14 protein-coding genes are annotated in these 18321 nt (G+C 58.9%); 10 read left to right on the top strand and 4 right to left on the bottom strand.

The window, feature by feature from the left end; genetic code table 11:
- The first annotated feature begins 156 nt into the window (after positions 1-156).
- The 4 genes from ACPF7Z_RS07500 (at position 157) to ACPF7Z_RS07485 (ending at position 5875) form a co-directional block, all read left to right on the top strand.
- Positions 157-549 carry a hypothetical protein gene (locus ACPF7Z_RS07500; RefSeq protein WP_425192648.1) on the top strand — a complete coding sequence of 131 codons (393 nt, stop codon included), beginning with the start codon at positions 157-159 and terminating at the stop codon, positions 547-549.
- 247 nt (positions 550-796) lie between these two features.
- A complete protein-coding gene (locus tag ACPF7Z_RS07495; protein WP_425192647.1) occupies positions 797-2848 on the top strand; it encodes a hydantoinase/oxoprolinase family protein in 2052 nt (683 codons plus the stop codon).
- Positions 2845-4818: a hydantoinase B/oxoprolinase family protein gene (locus ACPF7Z_RS07490; RefSeq protein ID WP_425192646.1), complete on the top strand. Its 1974-nt coding sequence runs from the start codon at positions 2845-2847 to the stop codon at positions 4816-4818. Before ACPF7Z_RS07495 ends, ACPF7Z_RS07490 begins: the two co-directional genes overlap by 4 nt.
- A 91-nt stretch (positions 4819-4909) precedes the next feature.
- Positions 4910-5875 (top strand): AraC family transcriptional regulator, encoded by a 966-nt coding sequence (locus tag ACPF7Z_RS07485; protein WP_425192645.1) that lies wholly within the window; start codon positions 4910-4912, stop codon positions 5873-5875.
- Between the two features lie 82 nt (positions 5876-5957).
- Here the strand turns inward: ACPF7Z_RS07485 and ACPF7Z_RS07480 are convergent, their stop codons facing one another.
- From ACPF7Z_RS07480 to ACPF7Z_RS07470, 3 genes are read right to left on the bottom strand one after another with little or no spacing between them, the layout of a single operon-like run.
- Positions 5958-6554 (bottom strand): PqiC family protein, encoded by a 597-nt coding sequence (locus tag ACPF7Z_RS07480; RefSeq protein ID WP_425192644.1) that lies wholly within the window; start codon positions 6552-6554, stop codon positions 5958-5960.
- Between the two features lie 44 nt (positions 6555-6598).
- Positions 6599-8239 (bottom strand): intermembrane transport protein PqiB, encoded by a 1641-nt coding sequence (pqiB, locus tag ACPF7Z_RS07475; protein ID WP_425192643.1) that lies wholly within the window; start codon positions 8237-8239, stop codon positions 6599-6601.
- Positions 8232-9497, bottom strand: a complete 1266-nt coding sequence (locus ACPF7Z_RS07470; RefSeq protein WP_425192651.1) for a PqiA/YebS family transporter subunit — start codon at positions 9495-9497, stop codon at positions 8232-8234. The genes pqiB and ACPF7Z_RS07470 overlap by 8 nt, the downstream gene beginning before the upstream one ends.
- 278 nt (positions 9498-9775) lie before the next feature.
- On the opposite strand from ACPF7Z_RS07470, the gene ACPF7Z_RS07465 reads away from it, so the two are divergent.
- The 6 genes from ACPF7Z_RS07465 to ACPF7Z_RS07440 all read left to right on the top strand — a co-directional run bounded on the left by ACPF7Z_RS07465 (position 9776) and on the right by ACPF7Z_RS07440 (position 17861).
- Positions 9776-10756 (top strand): calcium/sodium antiporter, encoded by a 981-nt coding sequence (locus ACPF7Z_RS07465; protein WP_425192642.1) that lies wholly within the window; start codon positions 9776-9778, stop codon positions 10754-10756.
- A 156-nt stretch (positions 10757-10912) separates the two neighbouring features.
- The gene (locus ACPF7Z_RS07460) at positions 10913-12319 is read left to right on the top strand and encodes a cytochrome ubiquinol oxidase subunit I (RefSeq protein ID WP_425192641.1); all 1407 of its coding nucleotides are present in this window, start codon (positions 10913-10915) and stop codon (positions 12317-12319) included.
- Between the two features lie 3 nt (positions 12320-12322).
- Complete coding sequence (cydB, locus tag ACPF7Z_RS07455; RefSeq protein ID WP_425192640.1) at positions 12323-13324, top strand: cytochrome d ubiquinol oxidase subunit II; 1002 nt, start codon at positions 12323-12325, stop codon at positions 13322-13324.
- Positions 13325-13337: 13 nt separating this feature from the next.
- Complete coding sequence (gene cydD, locus ACPF7Z_RS07450; RefSeq protein ID WP_425192639.1) at positions 13338-15035, top strand: thiol reductant ABC exporter subunit CydD; 1698 nt, start codon at positions 13338-13340, stop codon at positions 15033-15035.
- On the top strand, positions 15025-16773 hold the full coding sequence (cydC, locus tag ACPF7Z_RS07445) for a thiol reductant ABC exporter subunit CydC (protein WP_425192638.1): 1749 nt from the start codon (positions 15025-15027) through the stop codon (positions 16771-16773). Before cydD ends, cydC begins: the two co-directional genes overlap by 11 nt.
- A gap of 92 nt (positions 16774-16865) precedes the next feature.
- On the top strand, positions 16866-17861 hold the full coding sequence (locus ACPF7Z_RS07440) for an adenosine deaminase (protein WP_425192637.1): 996 nt from the start codon (positions 16866-16868) through the stop codon (positions 17859-17861).
- 46 nt (positions 17862-17907) lie between these two features.
- On the opposite strand, the gene ACPF7Z_RS07435 is transcribed toward ACPF7Z_RS07440, so the two are convergent.
- Positions 17908-18276 (bottom strand): cupin domain-containing protein, encoded by a 369-nt coding sequence (locus ACPF7Z_RS07435; RefSeq protein WP_425192636.1) that lies wholly within the window; start codon positions 18274-18276, stop codon positions 17908-17910.
- Between the last annotated feature and the right edge of the window lie 45 nt (positions 18277-18321).

Here is an 18321-nt window from a genome sequence, read left to right as displayed (position 1 = left end):
CTTTGACTTTGAACTCAGTGCTGTACTGCTGAGTTTTCTTCCCCGTGATCATCTCCGGCATCGGTGTTCTCCTGTTGCGGAGTTATCGATGCGTGTCTACTAGATCGGGGGAAGTCCACCATCAACTTCGAGTCGTTCATCCGCAAGGTGACGGGGGTGAAGTTGTCCAAGATAGTGGCCGGCTGTGTGATTGGCGTGTTCGCTTATGTGCTGATGATGGCAGATGTATTCTCTTACATCCTGCAGGCGCTGGCTTACCAGGGCGTCTTTGTCGTGGCTTGGGTCGGTGTTGCACTTGCCCATATTCTATCCAGGACGTATCAGGATCGTTTCAATGGCCATGTCGAGTTGGATAATGCCTATATTCCGGCCTTCAATCCCTGCGGTTTGGTTGCGTGGTGTGGTGCTGCATTAACGGGCATCGTAATTATGAACATCCCTTCGATTACTGGGTTCTCGGCACCTGCCACCTTCCTGTGCGCTTATGTGGTGTATGAACTGGGCCTCAGGGTTGCCAAGGACGAGTGGTATGTTGCCAGCCTTAAATAAAAACGCCTGTCCAGATTATATCTATCGGTAGCTTAGCCTGGATAACAAGTAGGTAAACCGGTATCTCTGCCAACTTTTGCTTTATGTCTGAATGGTAAAAGTGGGCGGTCTCAAGTTCCAAGTACAACGCTATTTGCATTAAAGATTCAATTAAAAAGTTAAATAAATGGCAGGATAAGTACAGTCATTTCAACCATGACGCCGATTCCGCGAGAGTGGGTGTGACCGTAGCAAAAACAATAGAGGAATGATTATGCCTGATCTTAGAGTCGCCGTTGATGCCGGCGGAACCTTCACGGATGTGTGTATTTATAACTCATCTACGCAGGATTTCCGCGTCACCAAAGTGCCTTCAACGCCAAAGAACCCCATGCAAGCCGTGCTGAATGGCGTCAAGCGTGGAGAAATTGAGCTGTCGGATGTCGAACTGTTTTTCCACGGCACTACCGTTGCCACCAATGCGCTGATCACGCGTCGCTTTCCCAAGGCGGCGCTGGTCACCACGAAGGGCTTCCGCGATGTGATCGAGATTCGCGATGGCACCAAGGACAACCTGTGGGATGCCTACGCGGATGTCAGTGGTCCTTATATCAGGCGCCGTGATCGTTTCGAAGTGACCGAGCGCGTGGATTATGCCGGCCAAGTGGTGACCCCCCTTGACGAGCAGGAGGCCAGGGAGCTTGCGCGCAAGCTGAAGCGGCGGGGAGCCACGACGATTGCGGTATGCTTCATCAACTCCTATGCCAACGTGCACAACGAGCAGCGCATGCGTGAAATCCTCGAGGAGGAGATTCCGGGCGCCAATGTGTCATCCTCATCGGAAATCCTGCCGGAAATCTTTGAGCATGACCGCTTCAATACAGCGGTGGCGAATACGGTGCTCGGGCCACTGGTGTCGGACTACGTCAAACAGCTCGACGACGAGCTGAGTGCGGGGGGCTATGCCAACGATCTGCTGCTCCTGCATTCCGGTGGGGGGTCGATGACCCCGGCCATGGCCAAGCACTTCCCTGTACGCCTGGCGGCGTCCGGTATCGCGGCGGGTGCGATTGCCGCCAAGCATATCGCCGAGCAGTGCGGCTATCAGAATGCGGTGGGTCTGGATATGGGGGGTACGTCCACCGATATCTCCCTGATCCATGATGGTGAGCTGCGTGTGACGAAGCAGTGGGGTGTGGAATACGGTCATCCCATTGTGTTCCCGAGCATCGAGGTACTGACCATTGGCGCCGGTGGTGGCTCCCTTGCCCATATTGATATTGCCGGTGCCTTGCGCAACGGGCCGCAATCGGCGGGTGCGGATCCGGGACCGGCATGTTACGAGCGTGGCGGCACCGAACCGACCAATACCGATGCGAATCTGGCGCTCAACCGTTTGGGAACCAGCTTGGCAGGCGGCGCACTGACCTTGAACAGAGAAAAATCCATCAAGGCGATTGACGAAAAGGTGGGGCAGGGTCTGGCGTTAAGCACGGCGGAAGCCGCGCAAGCCACCCTCAAGGTAGCTAACGCCAACATGGCCGATGCCGTGCGGCTGGTGTCGATCCGCCGCGGGCTCGACCCACGGGATTTCGCCTTGATTGCCTTTGGTGGCGCGGGGGCACTGCACGGTGCAGAGGTGGCCAAGGAGCTTGGCATTCCGGCGGTCATTGTGCCACCCAGCCCGGGGGTGACGTCGGCAATGGGGTGCCTGCTTGTCGATATTCAGCATGATCTATCGATGATGTACACCGCCGGTGCCGCGGATGCCGACATCGATGACCTCAACGGTCAATTCCGCTCCCTGGAAGAGGAAGCCGCCGACCGACTTCGTCACGAAGGTGTTGCCGACGAAGATGTGGTGCTTCAGCGTGGCATATCGATGCGCTACCAGGGCCAGTGGCGCTCCCTGCAGGTGTCGATGGGTAGCGGTGATGAGTCACTGAAAGAGGCGATCGAGCTGTTCCACCAGGAGCATGAGAGGCAGTTTTCCTTCCGTCAGGATACTCAACCCGTGGAAATCTATCAGTTGCATCTACGTGCCGTGGGCAAAACCCCCAAGCCTACGTTTGCGCCCTATGAACGGTCGGCGAATCCGCAGGCAGAACCTCATGCGCATCGCGACGTCTTCTTTGATGATAAATGGCACGACACACCGGTTTTTGACCGGGACACCTTGCCGGTCGGCTTGGGGCTGACGGGGCCTGCCATCATCGATCAGCTCGATTCCACCACTGTGGTACCGCCTGGTGCCGTGGCCACTATCGATGAGTGGAAAAATATCAGAATTCAGATTGTTCAGGCAGGAGGGGAGGCATGAAAATGGGACACGACCAAAAAGACAGCACGCTCGATCCGGTCACCTTCGAAGTCTTGAAGAACGCCTTCGCCACCAGCGTGGACCTGATGAGCGAGCAGATACTGCGTACCTGCTATTCGTTCGTCATCTACTCGCGTGATTTCTCTTCTGCGTTGTGTGATGCGCAGGGCAATACGGTGATGCAGGGCAGCGGCGATATTGCGGTGCATGTCGGTACCCTGCATTTTCAGTGCAAAGCCGTGCTGGAGGAGTTTCAGGGAGACATTCAGCCGGGCGACGTGTTTGCCATCAATGATCCGTATCGGGGCGGTACGCACCTGAACGACGTGAGCTTCATCCGGCCCATTTTCGCCGCTGACGAAATCATCGGCTTTGCGCAGAACAAAGGCCATTGGGCCGATATCGGCGGTAACGTACCCGGCTCGTTCGATGTGAATGCCAGCACCCACTTCAGCGAGGGGCTTCGCATCACGCCGGTCCGCGTCTGGCGCTCGGGTGTTTTTTTGCATGATGTGGCACAGCTGCTGGTCTCCAACACGCGGGCACCCAGCCAGGCCATGGGTGACCTGAAGGCTCAGGCTGAGGCAACGGCGGTCTGCGAGCGCGAAGTTCTGCGGTTGGTCGACAAGTATTCAAAAGAGACCGTTGTGGCGGCCATGCAGGAAACGCAGGATTACGTCGAGCGAATTGTATTGAAGAGCCTGGCCGGCATGCCGCAAGGTGAATGGGAAACGATCGATTATCTCGATGTTGATCCTGCACTGGGCGAGGGAATGGTGCCCATTCGCATCAAGCTCAAGCTGGATGGCAACGGCATTCACTACGACCTTACAGGCTCTGCACCGGCGGTATCCACCTTCCTCAACTCCGGGTATGGCACCACCCACTCCGCCATTTACGCCGGCACCAAGACGTTCTTCCCTGACGTGCCGCTGAACTCTGGCTTTTATCGCGCCGTGACGGCGAATATCGGCGAAGAGGGCAGCGTGGTAAACGCCGGATGGCCCCATGCGGTGACCGGTTTCTGCTCCGGCCCTTATGAAAAGATCATGAATGGCATCTTCGAGCTCTGGAGTGTCATCATGCCCGAGCGCGCCATGGCCTGCGCCTTCAACCTGGAGTACCTGTTGATCGGCGGCAACGACGGGCGCACCGAGAACACGACCTATTTCATGTGGTATGACTGGATGGCCGGTGGCTGGGGCGGTCGCCAGACCAAGGATGGCTCATCGGCGACTTCTCCCGTGTTCGGCACTGGCCTGGCGGTTCAGCCGGTAGAGGGCCAGGAGCGCTTGAATCCTGTGCTGACGATGCGCCATGAGATCAGCATGGATTCTGGCGGCCCGGGCCGCTTCCGTGGCGGGTGCGGTGTCGAGAAAGGCGGGGTGCTCACCCAGGTCGACAAGACCGTGATGAGCTACTGCTGTGATCGCGGTCGCTCGGTCACCTGGGGCGTCAATGGGGGCTTGCCATCCGTGCCCCATGGCGTATGGATCAATAAGGGGACTTCAGATGAGAAGTACCTGGGTGCCACCTTCTCGAATGTTCCTGTACGCTCGGGGGATGCCTTTACCCGTCCTTCCGCCGGCGGCGGTGGTTTCGGTGATCCGCTTGAGCGTAGCGCGGAAGCCGTGTTGGAAGACGTGATTGACGGCTATGTGTCGGTCGGTCGCGCCGAGAGTGACTATGGCGTTGTCATCAAGGTGAATGATCCAGACCTGGATGATTATGAAATAGACAACGAGCGCACCGCCAAGGTCCGTGAATGGATCCGTGCCCATCGTCGTGAATGGCTGGAAACGGCGCCCGAGGATATCGCCAAGCAGTATCGCGATGGCAAGCTGGGCGTGCTGGATGTGATTCGCCGTTACGGGGTGGTGCTCGACTGGGGGACGGGGGATCTGTTGAAAAAGTCGACTGAGCAGTACCGTGAATCCATGCGCAAGCGCTCATCGGATTACTGGGCATGATGGTCGGTTAGTCTGATCGCGCCCCCCTGGAAACACTATGTTTTTCCAGGGGGCGCTACCTACATGATGCGATGCGAGTGAGGCAAACAACATGAACAATATCGACTCGATGTTGACGTCAGACTCACAGGACCGCTGGACCCAACTTGTATCACAGACATATTTTCCACTGACGTTGAGTTATGGTAATCATCAAGCCAAGTTTCAGGGGTCTCTGAAAGTCTGGAAGGCGGAGGGTAGTGACTATTCGCTGTCTCGCCTGTGCTCTGACAAGGCTCAGTATGCACGCAGCCATGCGCAGATTGCTCAGGATGATCACGCCTCTTTTCTGGTCACGATTCCCCTTCGAACCAATGTTTTTTTCTCTCAGCATGGCAAGAGCCTGAACTGTCCACCAGGGCACTTTATCGTTGAGCAGGGTGATGCTCCGTATCGTTTTGGTTATGAAGCACCGAACGATATGTGGGTCTTCAAGATCCCGGGCCAATCGATGAAAAGCCGCATCCGCCGTCCAGAGCGTTACTCTCAGCACTGTTTTTCTGCGGGAAAGGGGATTGGATGCGCTTTTGTCGAGTTTCTAATAATCTGCTCGCAGCGCGTCAATGAGTGCAGTATCGATGATCAGAACCGCCTGTTCGAGCAAGCACTTAGTATGCTGTCTTTGGTGCTTGAGCAGGATGAACGAGTGCTGAACAGCGACCAGTCGCATATGAAAACCGCTCACTTGATGCGTGTCGAGCGTTATATTTCTGCCAATCTTGGTAATCCTGACCTGACACCTGGGCGAATCGCTGAGTTCTGCGGCATTTCTTTGCGCTATCTTCACAAACTGTTTTCCGGGTCTGGGTATACTGTGCGCGAGTGGGTGCGTATGCAGCGACTGGAGGCCGCGCATCGTGATCTCGAGGCTTCACCGGATGGTATTAATATTGGTGAAATCGTCTATCGCTGGGGGTTTTCGGATCAGGCCCAGTTCTGTCGTGTGTTTCGTCAGCAGTTCGGCTATTCCGCGAGTGAACTGCGCAGCAGCTCAGCGCGACAGCCAGAGTTTCACTGACAACACAATCGTAGTGTGAAGCAGTCCCCAGATTTAGGGGTCCAGTTCACAGATCACGCGATGGCCCTTCGGACGATACATGCTAGCGTTCGGCTTTTATTCCCTTGGCGATGTCTGCGGCTACCTGATCCCAGGCACGGCCCAGCGCCCGCACCAAGGCCGGGTAGCCGTCGCTCTCGAGGGCGTGGGTGACGTTGAAGGATTCGAGGACCAGCAGCTCGCCATCGTCGTCGTAGAGCTGCCAACGGCCGCTGACCACTGCCAGGCCATCGTAGCGGCCCTGAAACTGATCAACGTTGACGCGCAGATGCAGGGCCTCGGCACTGCCACCACCACCGAGGACACGTGTATCCGGCAGGCGATTGACGAGGCGCTGGCGCAGGCCTCGATCGAGCTGGCGTTTCAGCGACTCGGCCCATAGATGCGAACTCGCTTCGCGCACACGAATATCATCGCTTTGCAGGATAATGCCCTGACTTTCCAGATAGCTCGCCAGCTCCAGACTGTCCATGATCAGCGTGTGCTGCGCGGTGTTGCCGTGATTGCTACTAGCAGCGGGATTCTGCGTACCGCTGCCGCCGGGGAGCGTATAGCGCTCCGTCGTGGTGCCGCCGGTGGCGCATCCTGCCAGCGACAAAAAAAAGGCTAGTAGCATGAAAGGAAGACCTGGTGTTTTCATTGTTTCTCCTTGACCACTGTAAGACTGGTAATGGCGTCGTGTGATCATCGTCTCGGTGCCTGGGGGACGGGGTCGGGGCCGCCGCTGCGATCGAAGATCAAGGCGTTGGGCTTGTCGCGCAGCGTCTCTGCGACGGGTTGTAGATCGCGCACCAGTTTCTCAACGCTCTGCAGGGTTTTGGTCAATTCCTGATAAGCGCTGGAATCCGGCGATAGGCCCTTGAGTGTCTGCCGCAGCTCGCGTAGCGATGCGTTGAGATTGGTCGGTATCTGCCGCGTCTGAGGATCTTCGAGTAGCGACTTGAACGACTCGGTGGCAGTACGCACTTCCTTCAATGTCTTCTCGGAAGCATTCAGATTTTGATCCAGCTTACCGAGGATGGGTTCGACTTCGAGCTCATTGAGCTTGTCGAGCAGGTTGGACACCTTCTGCTCGATTTGGGCAAAGCCACCGGACGTAGTGGGGAAGACCGGTTGGCCATCAAAGGTTTCGCTCTGATGGTCCGCTGCGTCCTTCTGGAAGTTCAAATCGACGAACAGGGCCCCGGTCAGCAGATTGCCGGCTTTCAGCGTGGCGCGCAGGCCATAGTTGAACATGCGATCGAAACGCTGTCGCCACTCATCCAGCGCTATGCGTTCCTCCTTGCTACTCAGCCGCTGAGGCTCGATGCGTATCAGTACCGGGATGGCGAAGCGCTGGCGGGTATCCGGTTGCGGTGCGCTGAAGTGCCAGGGCACTGCAGCCACGGTGCCCACGCGTACGCCGCGATACTCCACGGGTGATCCTTTCGATAGGCCACGGACCGTGTCGTCGATCAGCAGGACATACTCCAGATAACGATTATAGGTGCCCTGAACGGCACTTTCCTCGTCGGCGAAGAGCTCGTAGGTTTCATCACCGCTGGCTTTATTGCCCATGGGAATGTCTTCCGGTACGGCAAAGGTGACACCGCCGCCGAGCAGCGTCTCGATGGATTCGATATTGACCCGAAAACCTTCTGAATTCAGACGTAAATCGATGCCCGAGGCTGTCCAGAAGCGCGTATTTTCGGTGACCAGTTCATCATAGGGTGACTCGATGAACAGACGGTGATCCATCTGCCGGTTCTCGAGATCGAACTCGGCATCCTCGACCCGACCCACGGTCAGACCCTGATAGGTGACTGGATCGCCTACTCGCAACGAGCTGCCCATCTGACTCACCAGCTGGATGCGAATACCCTGGGCACCGGGCGGCGCCACCGGCGGATGTTCGAGAATCTTGAAGCGAGTCTGGCGCTCGTCGCTATTGCCTGGCTGCAGTTGAATATAGGCCCCGGATAGCACCGTGTTCAGTCCACTGATGCCTTCACGGCCGATACGCGGCTTGACTACCCAGAAGCGGCTTTCCTCATTGAGCATGCGCTCCGCGTCAGTGCTCATGCGAGCGGTGACCAGGGTGTGCGACAGATCATCGGATAGCTGAACGTTTTCGACTCGACCCACCTGGACGTTACGGGTCTTGATCAGTGTCTTGCCGGCTTCGATACCTTCTGCGGTGGGCATTTCGAGAATTACTTCGGGACCACGACGCGAGTAATTGTCGTACACCAGCCATAGCCCGATCAGTACCGCCACCAGCGGCACTATCCAGATCGGTGACAGGCGTGACTGTCGTTGACGTTGGGCGCGTTGCGCTTCAGGCATGAGCAGGTTCCTCGAGGATCGGGGACGAACGCCACAATAAGCGTGGATCGAAGGCAAAGGCGGCAAGCATGGTCAAGATCACGACACTGGCAAAGGCCAGCGCCGCGGGACCGGGGGTGATGGACATCAGTGCTCCGCCACGAATCAATGCCGCCAGGATCGAGACGACGAAGATGTCGACCATCGACCAGCGGCCGATGAATTCGGTCACGCGATAAAGACGGGTACGGACCTCGGAATGATGGCCGCTGTTCCGGCGTGCCGCAACGCACAGCCAGGCGAGGGCGATGAGCTTACCCATGGGCACCAGGATGCTGGCCACGAAGATGACGGCCGCCACCGGCGCCGAGCCTCCATGCCAGAGCTCCACTACACCGGCGATGATGGTGGAGGGATCGCTATTGCCCAGATAGGTAGTGGTCATGATCGGGTACAGGTTGGCGGGTATGTACAACAGGGCCGCCGCGAACAGCAATGCCCAGGTGCGCTGCAGGCTATTGGGCAGGCGATCGTGAAGGGACTCGCCGCAACGTCGACAACGGCCCCGGCCCCGGGCGTCGAGACGATTGACCAGACCACAGGTACGACAGCCGCCCAGACCCTGAGACGCAGCAGTAGCCCCGGCATGGCTACCCGACGGCGCCAAGGGTTCAGCCGCCAGAGAGAACCACAGCCAATCACTGTCGATGGATTGCATGGTCAACAACAGCAATAACGCAAAGATGCAAAATGCCCAGAAGGCGATCCCCAGCGAAACCTCCGCCAGTCCGGCTACCTTGATCAGACTGACCAGGGCGCCAATGACGAAGACATCCGCCATCATCCAGGGGTGTAAATGCGCAAGGGTACGTGCAATCTGGCGACTGGCGGGAAGCGGCGCGCGTTGCAGCAGACCGATGTTCAGCCACACCACGCCGCATAGATAGAGTGCCGGGAGTGCGACGATGGCCAGCACTACGCAGATGGCCACGATCGGCTGATCGAAGCTGATCATGGTGGTGACGGTTTCAAGCAGCTCGATACGATTGCCGATGCCGCCGAACTCGAACCTGACGAAATCGAAGGACACGGCAATGGCCAGGGCGACCAGCGAACTCAAGGCCAATGCCAGGCTCCGTTCGGCAGGGCGGAAGTGGCGCTGTGCCAGGACATGGCCACAGCGAGGGCAACTGGCTTTTTCACCGGGCGACAAGGCAGGTAGTGCCGACACCCAGTCACACTCATGGCAGGCACGCAAACGACGTCGCGTCGAAGGCAGGGCATGCGCCGGCTCGTAAGGCGAGGGTGGGACCGTCGAGGTGCCGGATGTCGGATGGTCGTTCACCTACACAGGTATCCTGGTATCAAATTAGTCATCGAGTAATGGGGGAGTAGTGTAACCTTCATTTGCGGACGGTTAGAACAGTAGGGTGACGCAGGCAAGGGTCGGAGCACGACAAGGAGCTCACTGATCGATGGCTGGCATGAGGGCATTGAGTCGGGCATGATTCCTCGGCGAAAAATCCATTTTACTTCAGTATATAAGAGGATGCCTACGTGCTATTAGCCACCGCCGCGATCGTGGCAGGCTTGATTCTGCTGGTATGGAGCGCTGACAGATTCGTCGAAGGAGCCGCCGTCACGGCCCGCCATCTAGGGGTCTCGACGCTACTCATCGGCATGCTGGTGATCGGATTCGGCACCTCGGCGCCGGAACTGATGGTATCGGCCCTGGCCGCCGGACAGGGCAATCCCGGTCTGGCCCTGGGTAATGGCTATGGCTCGAATATCGCCAATATCGGGCTCATCCTGGGCGCGGTAGCGTTGATTAGTCCATTGATGGTGCATTCTCAGGTGATTCGGCAAGAATTGCCCCTGCTGTGCCTGGTAACGCTATTGTCTGCCTGGCTGCTGCTCGATGGCGATGTGTCTCGTCTGGACGCCGCACTGCTGTTGCTGTTACTGGCTGCGGTCATCGGGTTGAGCATCTGGCGGGCGAGTCGAAGCGGCGGCGATGCGTTGGCCATAGCCGACGCATCGCCCCCTTCCGCCGAGGCCATGACGCTCAAGGCTGGCGTGATCTGGACCTTGATCGGTCTGGTGCTGCTGATCGCCAGCTCCCGTTTGTTGGTGTGGGGAGCGGTGTATGTCGCCGAGGCCTTCGGTGTCAGTGATCTGATCATTGGCCTCACGGTGGTCGCCATCGGGACATCCTTGCCGGAATTGGCCTCGTCGATCAGCGCGCTGCGCAAGAACGAGCACGACCTGGTGCTGGGCAACGTCATCGGCTCCAACCTGTTCAACACCCTGGGGGTCGTCGGTCTGGCGGGAGTGATCGCGCCGATCGATGCAGGCGGCGAAGTGCTCTCCCGGGACTGGGTGGTCATGGCGGTCCTGACGCTGGCCATGGCCATCTTCGCCATTGGCTGGCGCGGTCCGGGGCGGATAAATCGATTCGAAGGAGGCGCACTCCTGGCAGTATACATCGCGTATACGGGCTATCTTGTCTATACCATCGTGCAGGCTACCAGTGGCTGACATCACTCAGGGAGTGGGCGCGAGTTACATTGGCAAAGGTTTGCCTGCGGCAACGCGACACACGTCGGATGTGACGCAATTTGCGATCGTCGCTGTCACATGGTCAACACGCGGATTTGTGTCTCGAGTGCCAAGAATATTTTTCAAGGAGTCGTCATGGAACTGGACCCGCTGATCATCTCGCGACTGCAATTTGCTTTCGTCATTTCATTTCATGCCATATTTCCAGCGTTCACCATTGGCCTGGCCTCCTATCTGGCGCTGCTTTACGGCCTGTACTACAAGACGCGCAATAAGGCTTGGGAACGACTCGCGGAGTTCTGGACCAAGGTCTTTGCCGTGGTGTTCGGCATGGGCGTGGTATCGGGCATCGTCATGTCGTTCCAGTTTGGTACCAACTGGAGCAATTTTGCCCAGGCGACGGCCAACTTCATCGGCCCCATGCTGAGTTATGAGGTGTTGACCGCATTCTTCCTCGAGGCCGGCTTCCTGGGCGTATTACTGTTCGGGCGTGGCCGTGTTTCCCCGGGGATGCATCTATTCGCTGCGATCATGGTAGCGGTGGGAACCTTCATATCCACCTTCTGGATTCTTGCTACCAACAGTTGGATGCACACTCCCGCCGGATTCGAAGTACAGGATGGCACTTTCTTTGTCACATCCTGGCTCGAGGCGATCTTCAATCCTTCTTTCCCTTACCGCTTCATGCACATGGGGTTGGCATCCTTCCTGGCGGGTGGCTTCGTGGTCGCCGGTGTCAGCGCCTGGTTTCTGCTTCGCGGTCATGAGATCGAGGCCAATCGCAAGGCGCTATCCATGTCGCTCTGGTTGCTGCTGATTGCCGCCCCGGCTCAGGCGGTGGTGGGAGATTTTCATGGTATCAATACCCTGGAGCATCAGCCGGCCAAGCTTGCCGCCATCGAAGCGATCTGGGATACCGAATCTTCGGTACCCTTGGCACTCTTTGCCATCCCGGATCAGGAAAATCAGACCAATCATTACGAGATCAGCATCCCCAAGTTGGGCAGTCTGATCCTGACCCATGATCCCAACGGCGAGATCAAAGGGCTCAGCGAATGGCCTAAAGATGAACAGCCGCCGGTGTGGTTCACCTTCTTCGGTTTTCGCATCATGGTGGGCCTGGGATTCCTGATGATTGCCTTCGCCGTGGCGGGGCTGATATTGCGCCGAGGCGGCCGCATCTATACCCACCGCTACTTTCTGCAGGGATTGCGGCTGATGAGCGTGGCACCGTTCATCGCCTTACTGGCAGGTTGGATCGTCACCGAAACCGGACGCGCGCCCTGGTTGGTCTACGGCCTGATGACTCAGGCGGAAGGATTGACACCATCCCTGTCCGGGGGGATGGCGCTGTTCACCCTGCTCGGATACATAGTGGTCTACGCGGTGGTATTCATCTCTGGCGTCTACTATCTCACCCGCGTGATTCGCAAGGGTATGGCAGACGAGCAAAGCGGTGTCGACGAGATTCATCGTCCGATGCGGCCAATGTCCGCCGCGGACGCCTCCTTCGATGACAACACTGCACCGGCAAGGAGCTAAGGTATGGAGACCTTCGATCTTTCGGTCATCTGGGCGATCGTCATCGCCTTCAGCATCATCATGTACGTATTGATGGATGGGTTCATTCTCGGCATGGGCATTCTGTTCCCCTTTGCTCCGGACGAAGAGGCCCGGGATGTGATGATGAACACCGGCGCCCCGATCTGGGACGGCAACGAGACTTGGCTGGTGCTCGGCGGCGCCGGATTGTTGGGCGCCTTTCCCCTGGTCTATTCGATCCTGCTGCCCGCGCTTTACATTGGCGTCTTTCTGATGCTGGCGGGGTTGATCTTTCGCGGTATCGCCTTCGAGTTCCGCTTCAAGGCCAAGGGCTCACGCAAGTGGTGGAATGTCGCTTTTGCCGGGGGGTCGATGGTGGTGGCCTTCGCTCAGGGCGCGGTGGTCGGAGCCTATATCCAGGGCTTCGAGACCCAGGATCGTGTTTTCACCGGTGGCGCCTTTGATTGGTTGACGCCATTCAGCGTGATGACCGGCCTGGGCATGATGGCGGGATTTGCGCTACTCGGTGCCACCTGGATTGTCCTCAAGACCGAGGGTCATGTGCAGGAGTGGGCGTATCAATTGGCACCCAAGCTGCTGTGGGTCGTGCTGGGCGTATTCGCGATTGTCAGTTTTTGGACGCCCTACATCGATTCCAGTGTCTGGCAGCGCTGGTTCAGCCATCTGCAAGTGATCTGGATACTGCCGGCCTTGGCAATGGTGAGCGCAGTGGTATTATTTTTGTCCCTCAGGCGTGGGCGATCGCGGCTGCCGTTCTTCGCCACCATGAGCATGTTCGTGTTCACCTATCTAGGGCTACTGGTCAGTCGCTGGCCCTATGTCGTACCGCCGGACTACACCCTCTGGGATGCAGCCTCGGCGCCGGGCTCGCAACTTTTCCTGCTGGTGGGCACCTTGATCGTCATCCCGGTCATTCTGGGGTATACCGGTTGGGCCTATTGGGTATTCCGGGGCAAGGTGCGCCCCGGCGAAGGGTATTACTGACGCCAGTGCGCTCGTGAAGATTGGAGAATACGACACCTCGACCCCAAAGGGGTGGCTGCGCGCTCAGGGGCAAGACGTTCAGGGCTGGCTGGGATTGGCGGCGGCGCTGGGTATTCTGGCGGGGCTGATGACCATGGCGCAGATGGGGGCTCTGGCCTGGATCATCGCTCAACTGATCAGTGCCGATGCGCCGCTTGATCAGTTGAGCGGTGTCTTCGTCGCCTTGCTGGGGGTGATTGTGATGCGGGCGCTGGCCCAGTGGGGCCAGGAGAGTGCGGGTGTCGAGGCAAGCCTGCGTGTCCGTAGCCGAGTACGTGCGCGCTTGCTCGATCATCTGGCCGCGGTAGGGCCGGTGGGGCTGGCGGATCGGCATACGGCAGGGCTTGGGGGGCAACTGGTCGAGCAGGTCGAAGCTCTCGATGGCTACTACGCACGCTTTCTGCCGCAAATGCGTCTGGTCCTGGTCCTCCCGCTGGTGATCCTTGGGCTGGTGTTGTGGCTCGACTGGCTTGCTGCGATATTCCTGCTGCTGTCAGCGCCCTTGATTCCGGTGTTCATGGCCCTGGTGGGCATGGGGGCCGAACGACTCAATCAGCAACAGTTCGTTGCGGTGACGCGTCTTGCGGGGCATTTTCTCGATCGCGTGCGCGGCTTGACCACGCTGCAACTGTTTAATCGTGCGGAGGCCAGCATCGATGAAGTCTTTAGCGCTGCGGACGATTATCGCCGTCGCAGCATGCGCACTCTGAAACTGGCGTTTTTATCCTCCGCGGTGCTGGAATTCTTCGCCTCGGTGGCCATCGCCGTGATTGCCATCTATATCGGCTTTGGTCTGCTGGGGTATATCGATTACGGTCCGGCGGATGAGCTGACCCTGTTCAGTGGCTTGCTCATCCTGTTGCTGGCACCGGAATTCTTTCAGCCGCTGCGCACCCTGGCCCAGCACTATCATGATCGTGCCGCTGCACTGGGGGCTGCCGATGGTCTGCTGGCGGTGCTTGAGCTGCCGGTTTCCACCACGGGTCATGGCCAGGAGCCCCGCGGCAAGACCTCGGGATATGGGGCTAGCGTTCATGTGGTAGAGACGAGTATTTCTTACCCTCAGCGGGGCCGCGTATTGGGGCCGGTGACGTTATCGATCGCGCCGGGAGAATGCATCGCCTTGGTCGGGGCTTCCGGCGCCGGTAAATCCACCTTGCTACAGCTGCTCGCCGGCTTTGTGCAAGCGGAGCAGGGATGTGTCGAGATCACCCCCAGCGCGCCGATTGCCTGGATGGATCAACGCCCCTGGCTGATTCAGGGCAGCCTTGCCGATAATCTACGCCTTGCAGCTCCAGGGGCCAGTGACGCGCAGCTACTCGAAGCGGTGTCATCCGCCGGTCTTGGCGAGTTCATTGCTACCTTGCCTGGTGGGTTGGAGACCGGCCTGGGCGAGCGAGGCGTGGGGCTTTCCGGAGGGCAAGCACAGCGCTTGGCCCTGGCCCGGGTGTTTCTTTCCCAGGCACCGCTGGTACTGCTCGATGAGCCTACCGCCAGCCTCGACGCAGATAGCGAGGCGCAGGTCGTGATCGCCTTGAAGCGGCTGGTCGCCGAGGGGCGAACGGTGGTGGTGGCCACCCATCATCCGGCATTGATGGCGCTGGCGAATCGGGTGCTGACCCTCGAGCACGGCACGTTTCAGCTATACGAGCCCCTAAGCGATGACCCCTGATAGCCGAACATCCCTTGTCTCCGATTTCGCGCCTTGGCTGCGTCAGATCGGCCGGCGCCAGAGGCGGCTGTGGCTGGGCGCGCTGCTGATGCTACTGACCCTGGCCGCAGCGATCGGCCTGCTTGCTCTCTCGGGCTGGTTCATCACCACCACCGCCATCGCCGGCGGTTTGCTGGCGGTGGGCGCCACCGTGAGTGTCGATATCTATCGCCCCGGGGGCGGTATTCGCTTCTTCGCTATCGCACGGACCGCTGCGCGCTATTGCGAGCGTCTGTACAACCACGACACGGTATTACGGTTACTGGCGGATCTGCGGGCCGAGCTGTTTGCAGTGCTCACTCGCCTTGATGGGCGAAGTCTAGGGCGCTTGCGGGCTGCCGAGTGGCTCAATCGACTCACGGCGGATATCGATACGCTCGATGGTCTCTATCTGCGTCTGTTGGCACCGCCTCTGGTGTCGCTGTTGGCTGTTTTCGGTATCGCCTTGTTGATGATGTTCTTCGCGCCAGGGATAGCCGGCACAGTACTGGTGGTGTTGACGTTGGTATGGCTGTGGCTGGTGCTGGGGCAGGCACGTCTGGGGATGGCGGCCAGCAAACGCCGGGTGGCAGCACTCGATCGTTTGCGCTCGCTGACCATCGAACAGTTGCAAGGACTGGCCGAGCTGCGCTGCTATTGCACGCTAGGCACACATCGCCAAACGCTTCATGCCCAGGAGCAGGCGCTGTATCGCGATCAACGTCGCCTGGGACGATTTCAGGCGCTGGGTAACGCCGTGGTGGGTCTGGGGGTGAGTCTCACTGCGGTACTAGCCCTGTGGTTGGGGGCGGGTCTGTATACCGCGAATACGGTGAGCGGGCCGCTGCTGGTAATGATGCCGCTGGCGGTGCTGGCGGCGAACGAGGCGTTGGCCTTGCTGCCGCCGGCTTTTACCCAATTGGGCGCAACCCGGGCAGCGGCGCAGCGCCTGAATGCTCTCACGGCGTCGCGTAGCGATCTCCAGGACACTGAAGCGCCCATTACGCTTGCCGAGGGTGCCCCGAGTGTGACGCTCGATAAGGTGACGCTGCGTTATCCTAACGCTGGTTACCCTGGCGACAGTGATGGTCAGACTGCTTCCCGGCACTACTTGCCACCGGCATTGGACGAGGTGTCGCTGTCGATGGAGCCAGGGGAGCGCGTCGCGCTGGTGGGCGCCTCCGGGTCGGGAAAATCGAGTGTTGCGCAGTTGCTCGTTCGTTTGATCGATCCGAGTGCCGGGCAGGTGCGTCTGAATGGCCGGGATATACGTGAGCTGTCGCTTTCCAGCCTGCGCCATCGTGTCGGCTATCTTACTCAGCACACGGAGCTGTTTCATGCCAGCCTGGCGACGAACCTGCGTCTTGCGGATCATGAGGCCGACGACGAGACGCTTTGGCGACTACTCGAGGTGGTCGATTTGTACGACTGGGCCCAAGGATTGCCCCAAGGGCTGGATACCTGGGTGGGTGAGTCCGGGCGCCGCTTGTCGGGTGGTCAGGCACGTCGAGTCGCACTCGCGCGGGTATTGCTGACCCAAGCCGACATGATGATTCTCGATGAGCCCTTCGCCGGAGTGGACGAGGCCACGGCACGGCGAATCGCTCAGCGTCTCGATAGTTGGCTCGGGGGGCGCACCGTGCTCTTTCTGAATCATGACCATCGGCTTTTGCCTGGCGTGTCGCGCACCTTGTCGCTGCGTGCGGGGTGCATCGTCTAGGCAAATCCTGCCATCTCCCAGGCTTTCGTACACGGCTGCACTCGGGGCAGAATAAGGATTGAACAATAATGACGACAAGCTGGAGGTCCCTAATGAAAGAGTGGTTAAGCGCCTTGCCCAAGGCCGAGTTGCATCTTCATATCGAGGGCACTCTGGAGCCGGAATTGATGTTCGCGCTGGCCGAGCGCAATGGCATTGCCTTGCCTTACACTTCAGTGAAACAGGTGCGTGCCGCCTACGACTTCAGCGACCTGCAGTCCTTTCTCGATCTTTACTATCAAGGCATGTCGGTATTGCGTTGTGCCGAGGATTTCTTCGATCTGGCCATGGACTATTTTCGTCGTGCTCAGACAGAGGGTGTCGTGCATGTGGAACTCGCCTTCGACCCTCAGGCGCATCTGGCGCGGGGTATCGGACTGGACGTACAGTTCGAGGGCTTGACCCGAGCCATGCGTCAAGCTGAACGGGAATGGGGGCTTTCCTCGGCACTGATCATGAGCTTTTTGCGCGATCGATCGGCAGCGGAAGCAATGGAGGTGCTCGAGCGGGCCGGGCCCTATCTGGAACTGCTCGATGCGGTGGGATTGGACAGCGCCGAGCAGGGCAATCCACCGGGCAAGTTCTCCGACGTGTTCGCCCGAGCCAAGGTGCTGGGACTGCCGAGGGTGGCTCATGCCGGCGAGGAGGGGCCGCCGGCCTATATCCAGGAGGCGCTGGATCTACTCGAGGTATGCCGTATCGATCACGGCGTGCGTTGCCTGGAAGATCCGGAACTGGTGGCACGACTGCGCGATGAGCGCATGCCGCTGACGGTGTGCCCGCTTTCTAATGTGCGTCTCAAGGTGGTCGAGCACATGAACGATCATCCCTTGCCGAGGCTGCTCGACGCCGGGCTCCTGCTGACGCTCAACTCCGACGATCCGGCCTATTTCGGCGGCGGGGTATTGGACAACTACCTGGCCTGCCACGAGGCCTTTGGCTGGTCGAAGGACACCTTCATCGAGCTGGCGGACAATGCCCTTCAGGTGGCCTTTATGGAGGATGATCGCCGGCAGATGCTGCGGGAGCGCCTGGTCGCTCATCGCTGAGAAGCTGTTGACGATCTCGCTAGATCTTAAACAGGTTATGAGGTTCTCATTCGCCGTGTTGACGGATCACGAAATGCTTGGTGGTGGTCTCGATGATTTCCCAGTAACCCCGGAATCCATTGGGAATCAAAAAGGCATCGCCGGTGCTAAAGGTTTGAATCTTGCCATCCTCGCTGACCAGCCTGCAGTGCCCCGAGAGGATGTAACAGAACTCATCGCGATGGGTGAAGGCATGCCATTTGCCCGGGGTGCTGGTCCAGGTGCCGGCGATCATCGCTCCGTCCGGGCTTTCGAAACGTAGCTTTGTCTCATGCTGGGGGTCGCCCTCGACAACTCGGTCGGGCAGATCCGCCAGTCGGCGTTGTGACGTGGCGAGCGGAGTGTCGGCGAAGTTGACAACATCGGTGGAGGGCATGTTTAGGCTCCTGAAGGGCGAACGGGGCCCCACACGATGCCCCAA

Origin of the sequence: Halomonas sp. GXIMD04776 (assembly GCF_049808615.1) — a bacterium.
In the GTDB taxonomy this organism is placed as follows: Bacteria; Pseudomonadota; Gammaproteobacteria; order Pseudomonadales; family Halomonadaceae; genus Modicisalibacter.
Note: the sequence above shows the minus strand (reverse complement) of the source record. Positions and strands in the feature narration are given on the sequence as shown.

Excerpts from the sequence above, each read along its gene's own strand:
- pqiB (WP_425192643.1), bottom strand. The coding sequence starts at position 8,239 with ATGCCTGAAGCGCAACGCGCCCAACGTCAACGACAGTCACGCCTGTCA.
- cydC (WP_425192638.1), top strand. The coding sequence starts at position 15,025 with ATGACCCCTGATAGCCGAACATCCCTTGTCTCCGATTTCGCGCCTTGG.
- cydB (WP_425192640.1), top strand. The coding sequence starts at position 12,323 with ATGGAGACCTTCGATCTTTCGGTCATCTGGGCGATCGTCATCGCCTTC.
- ACPF7Z_RS07460 (WP_425192641.1), top strand. The coding sequence starts at position 10,913 with ATGGAACTGGACCCGCTGATCATCTCGCGACTGCAATTTGCTTTCGTC.
- ACPF7Z_RS07485 (WP_425192645.1), top strand. The coding sequence starts at position 4,910 with ATGAACAATATCGACTCGATGTTGACGTCAGACTCACAGGACCGCTGG.
- ACPF7Z_RS07440 (WP_425192637.1), top strand. The coding sequence starts at position 16,866 with ATGAAAGAGTGGTTAAGCGCCTTGCCCAAGGCCGAGTTGCATCTTCAT.
- ACPF7Z_RS07435 (WP_425192636.1), bottom strand. The coding sequence starts at position 18,276 with ATGCCCTCCACCGATGTTGTCAACTTCGCCGACACTCCGCTCGCCACG.
- ACPF7Z_RS07490 (WP_425192646.1), top strand. The coding sequence starts at position 2,845 with ATGAAAATGGGACACGACCAAAAAGACAGCACGCTCGATCCGGTCACC.
- ACPF7Z_RS07495 (WP_425192647.1), top strand. The coding sequence starts at position 797 with ATGATTATGCCTGATCTTAGAGTCGCCGTTGATGCCGGCGGAACCTTC.
- ACPF7Z_RS07480 (WP_425192644.1), bottom strand. The coding sequence starts at position 6,554 with ATGAAAACACCAGGTCTTCCTTTCATGCTACTAGCCTTTTTTTTGTCG.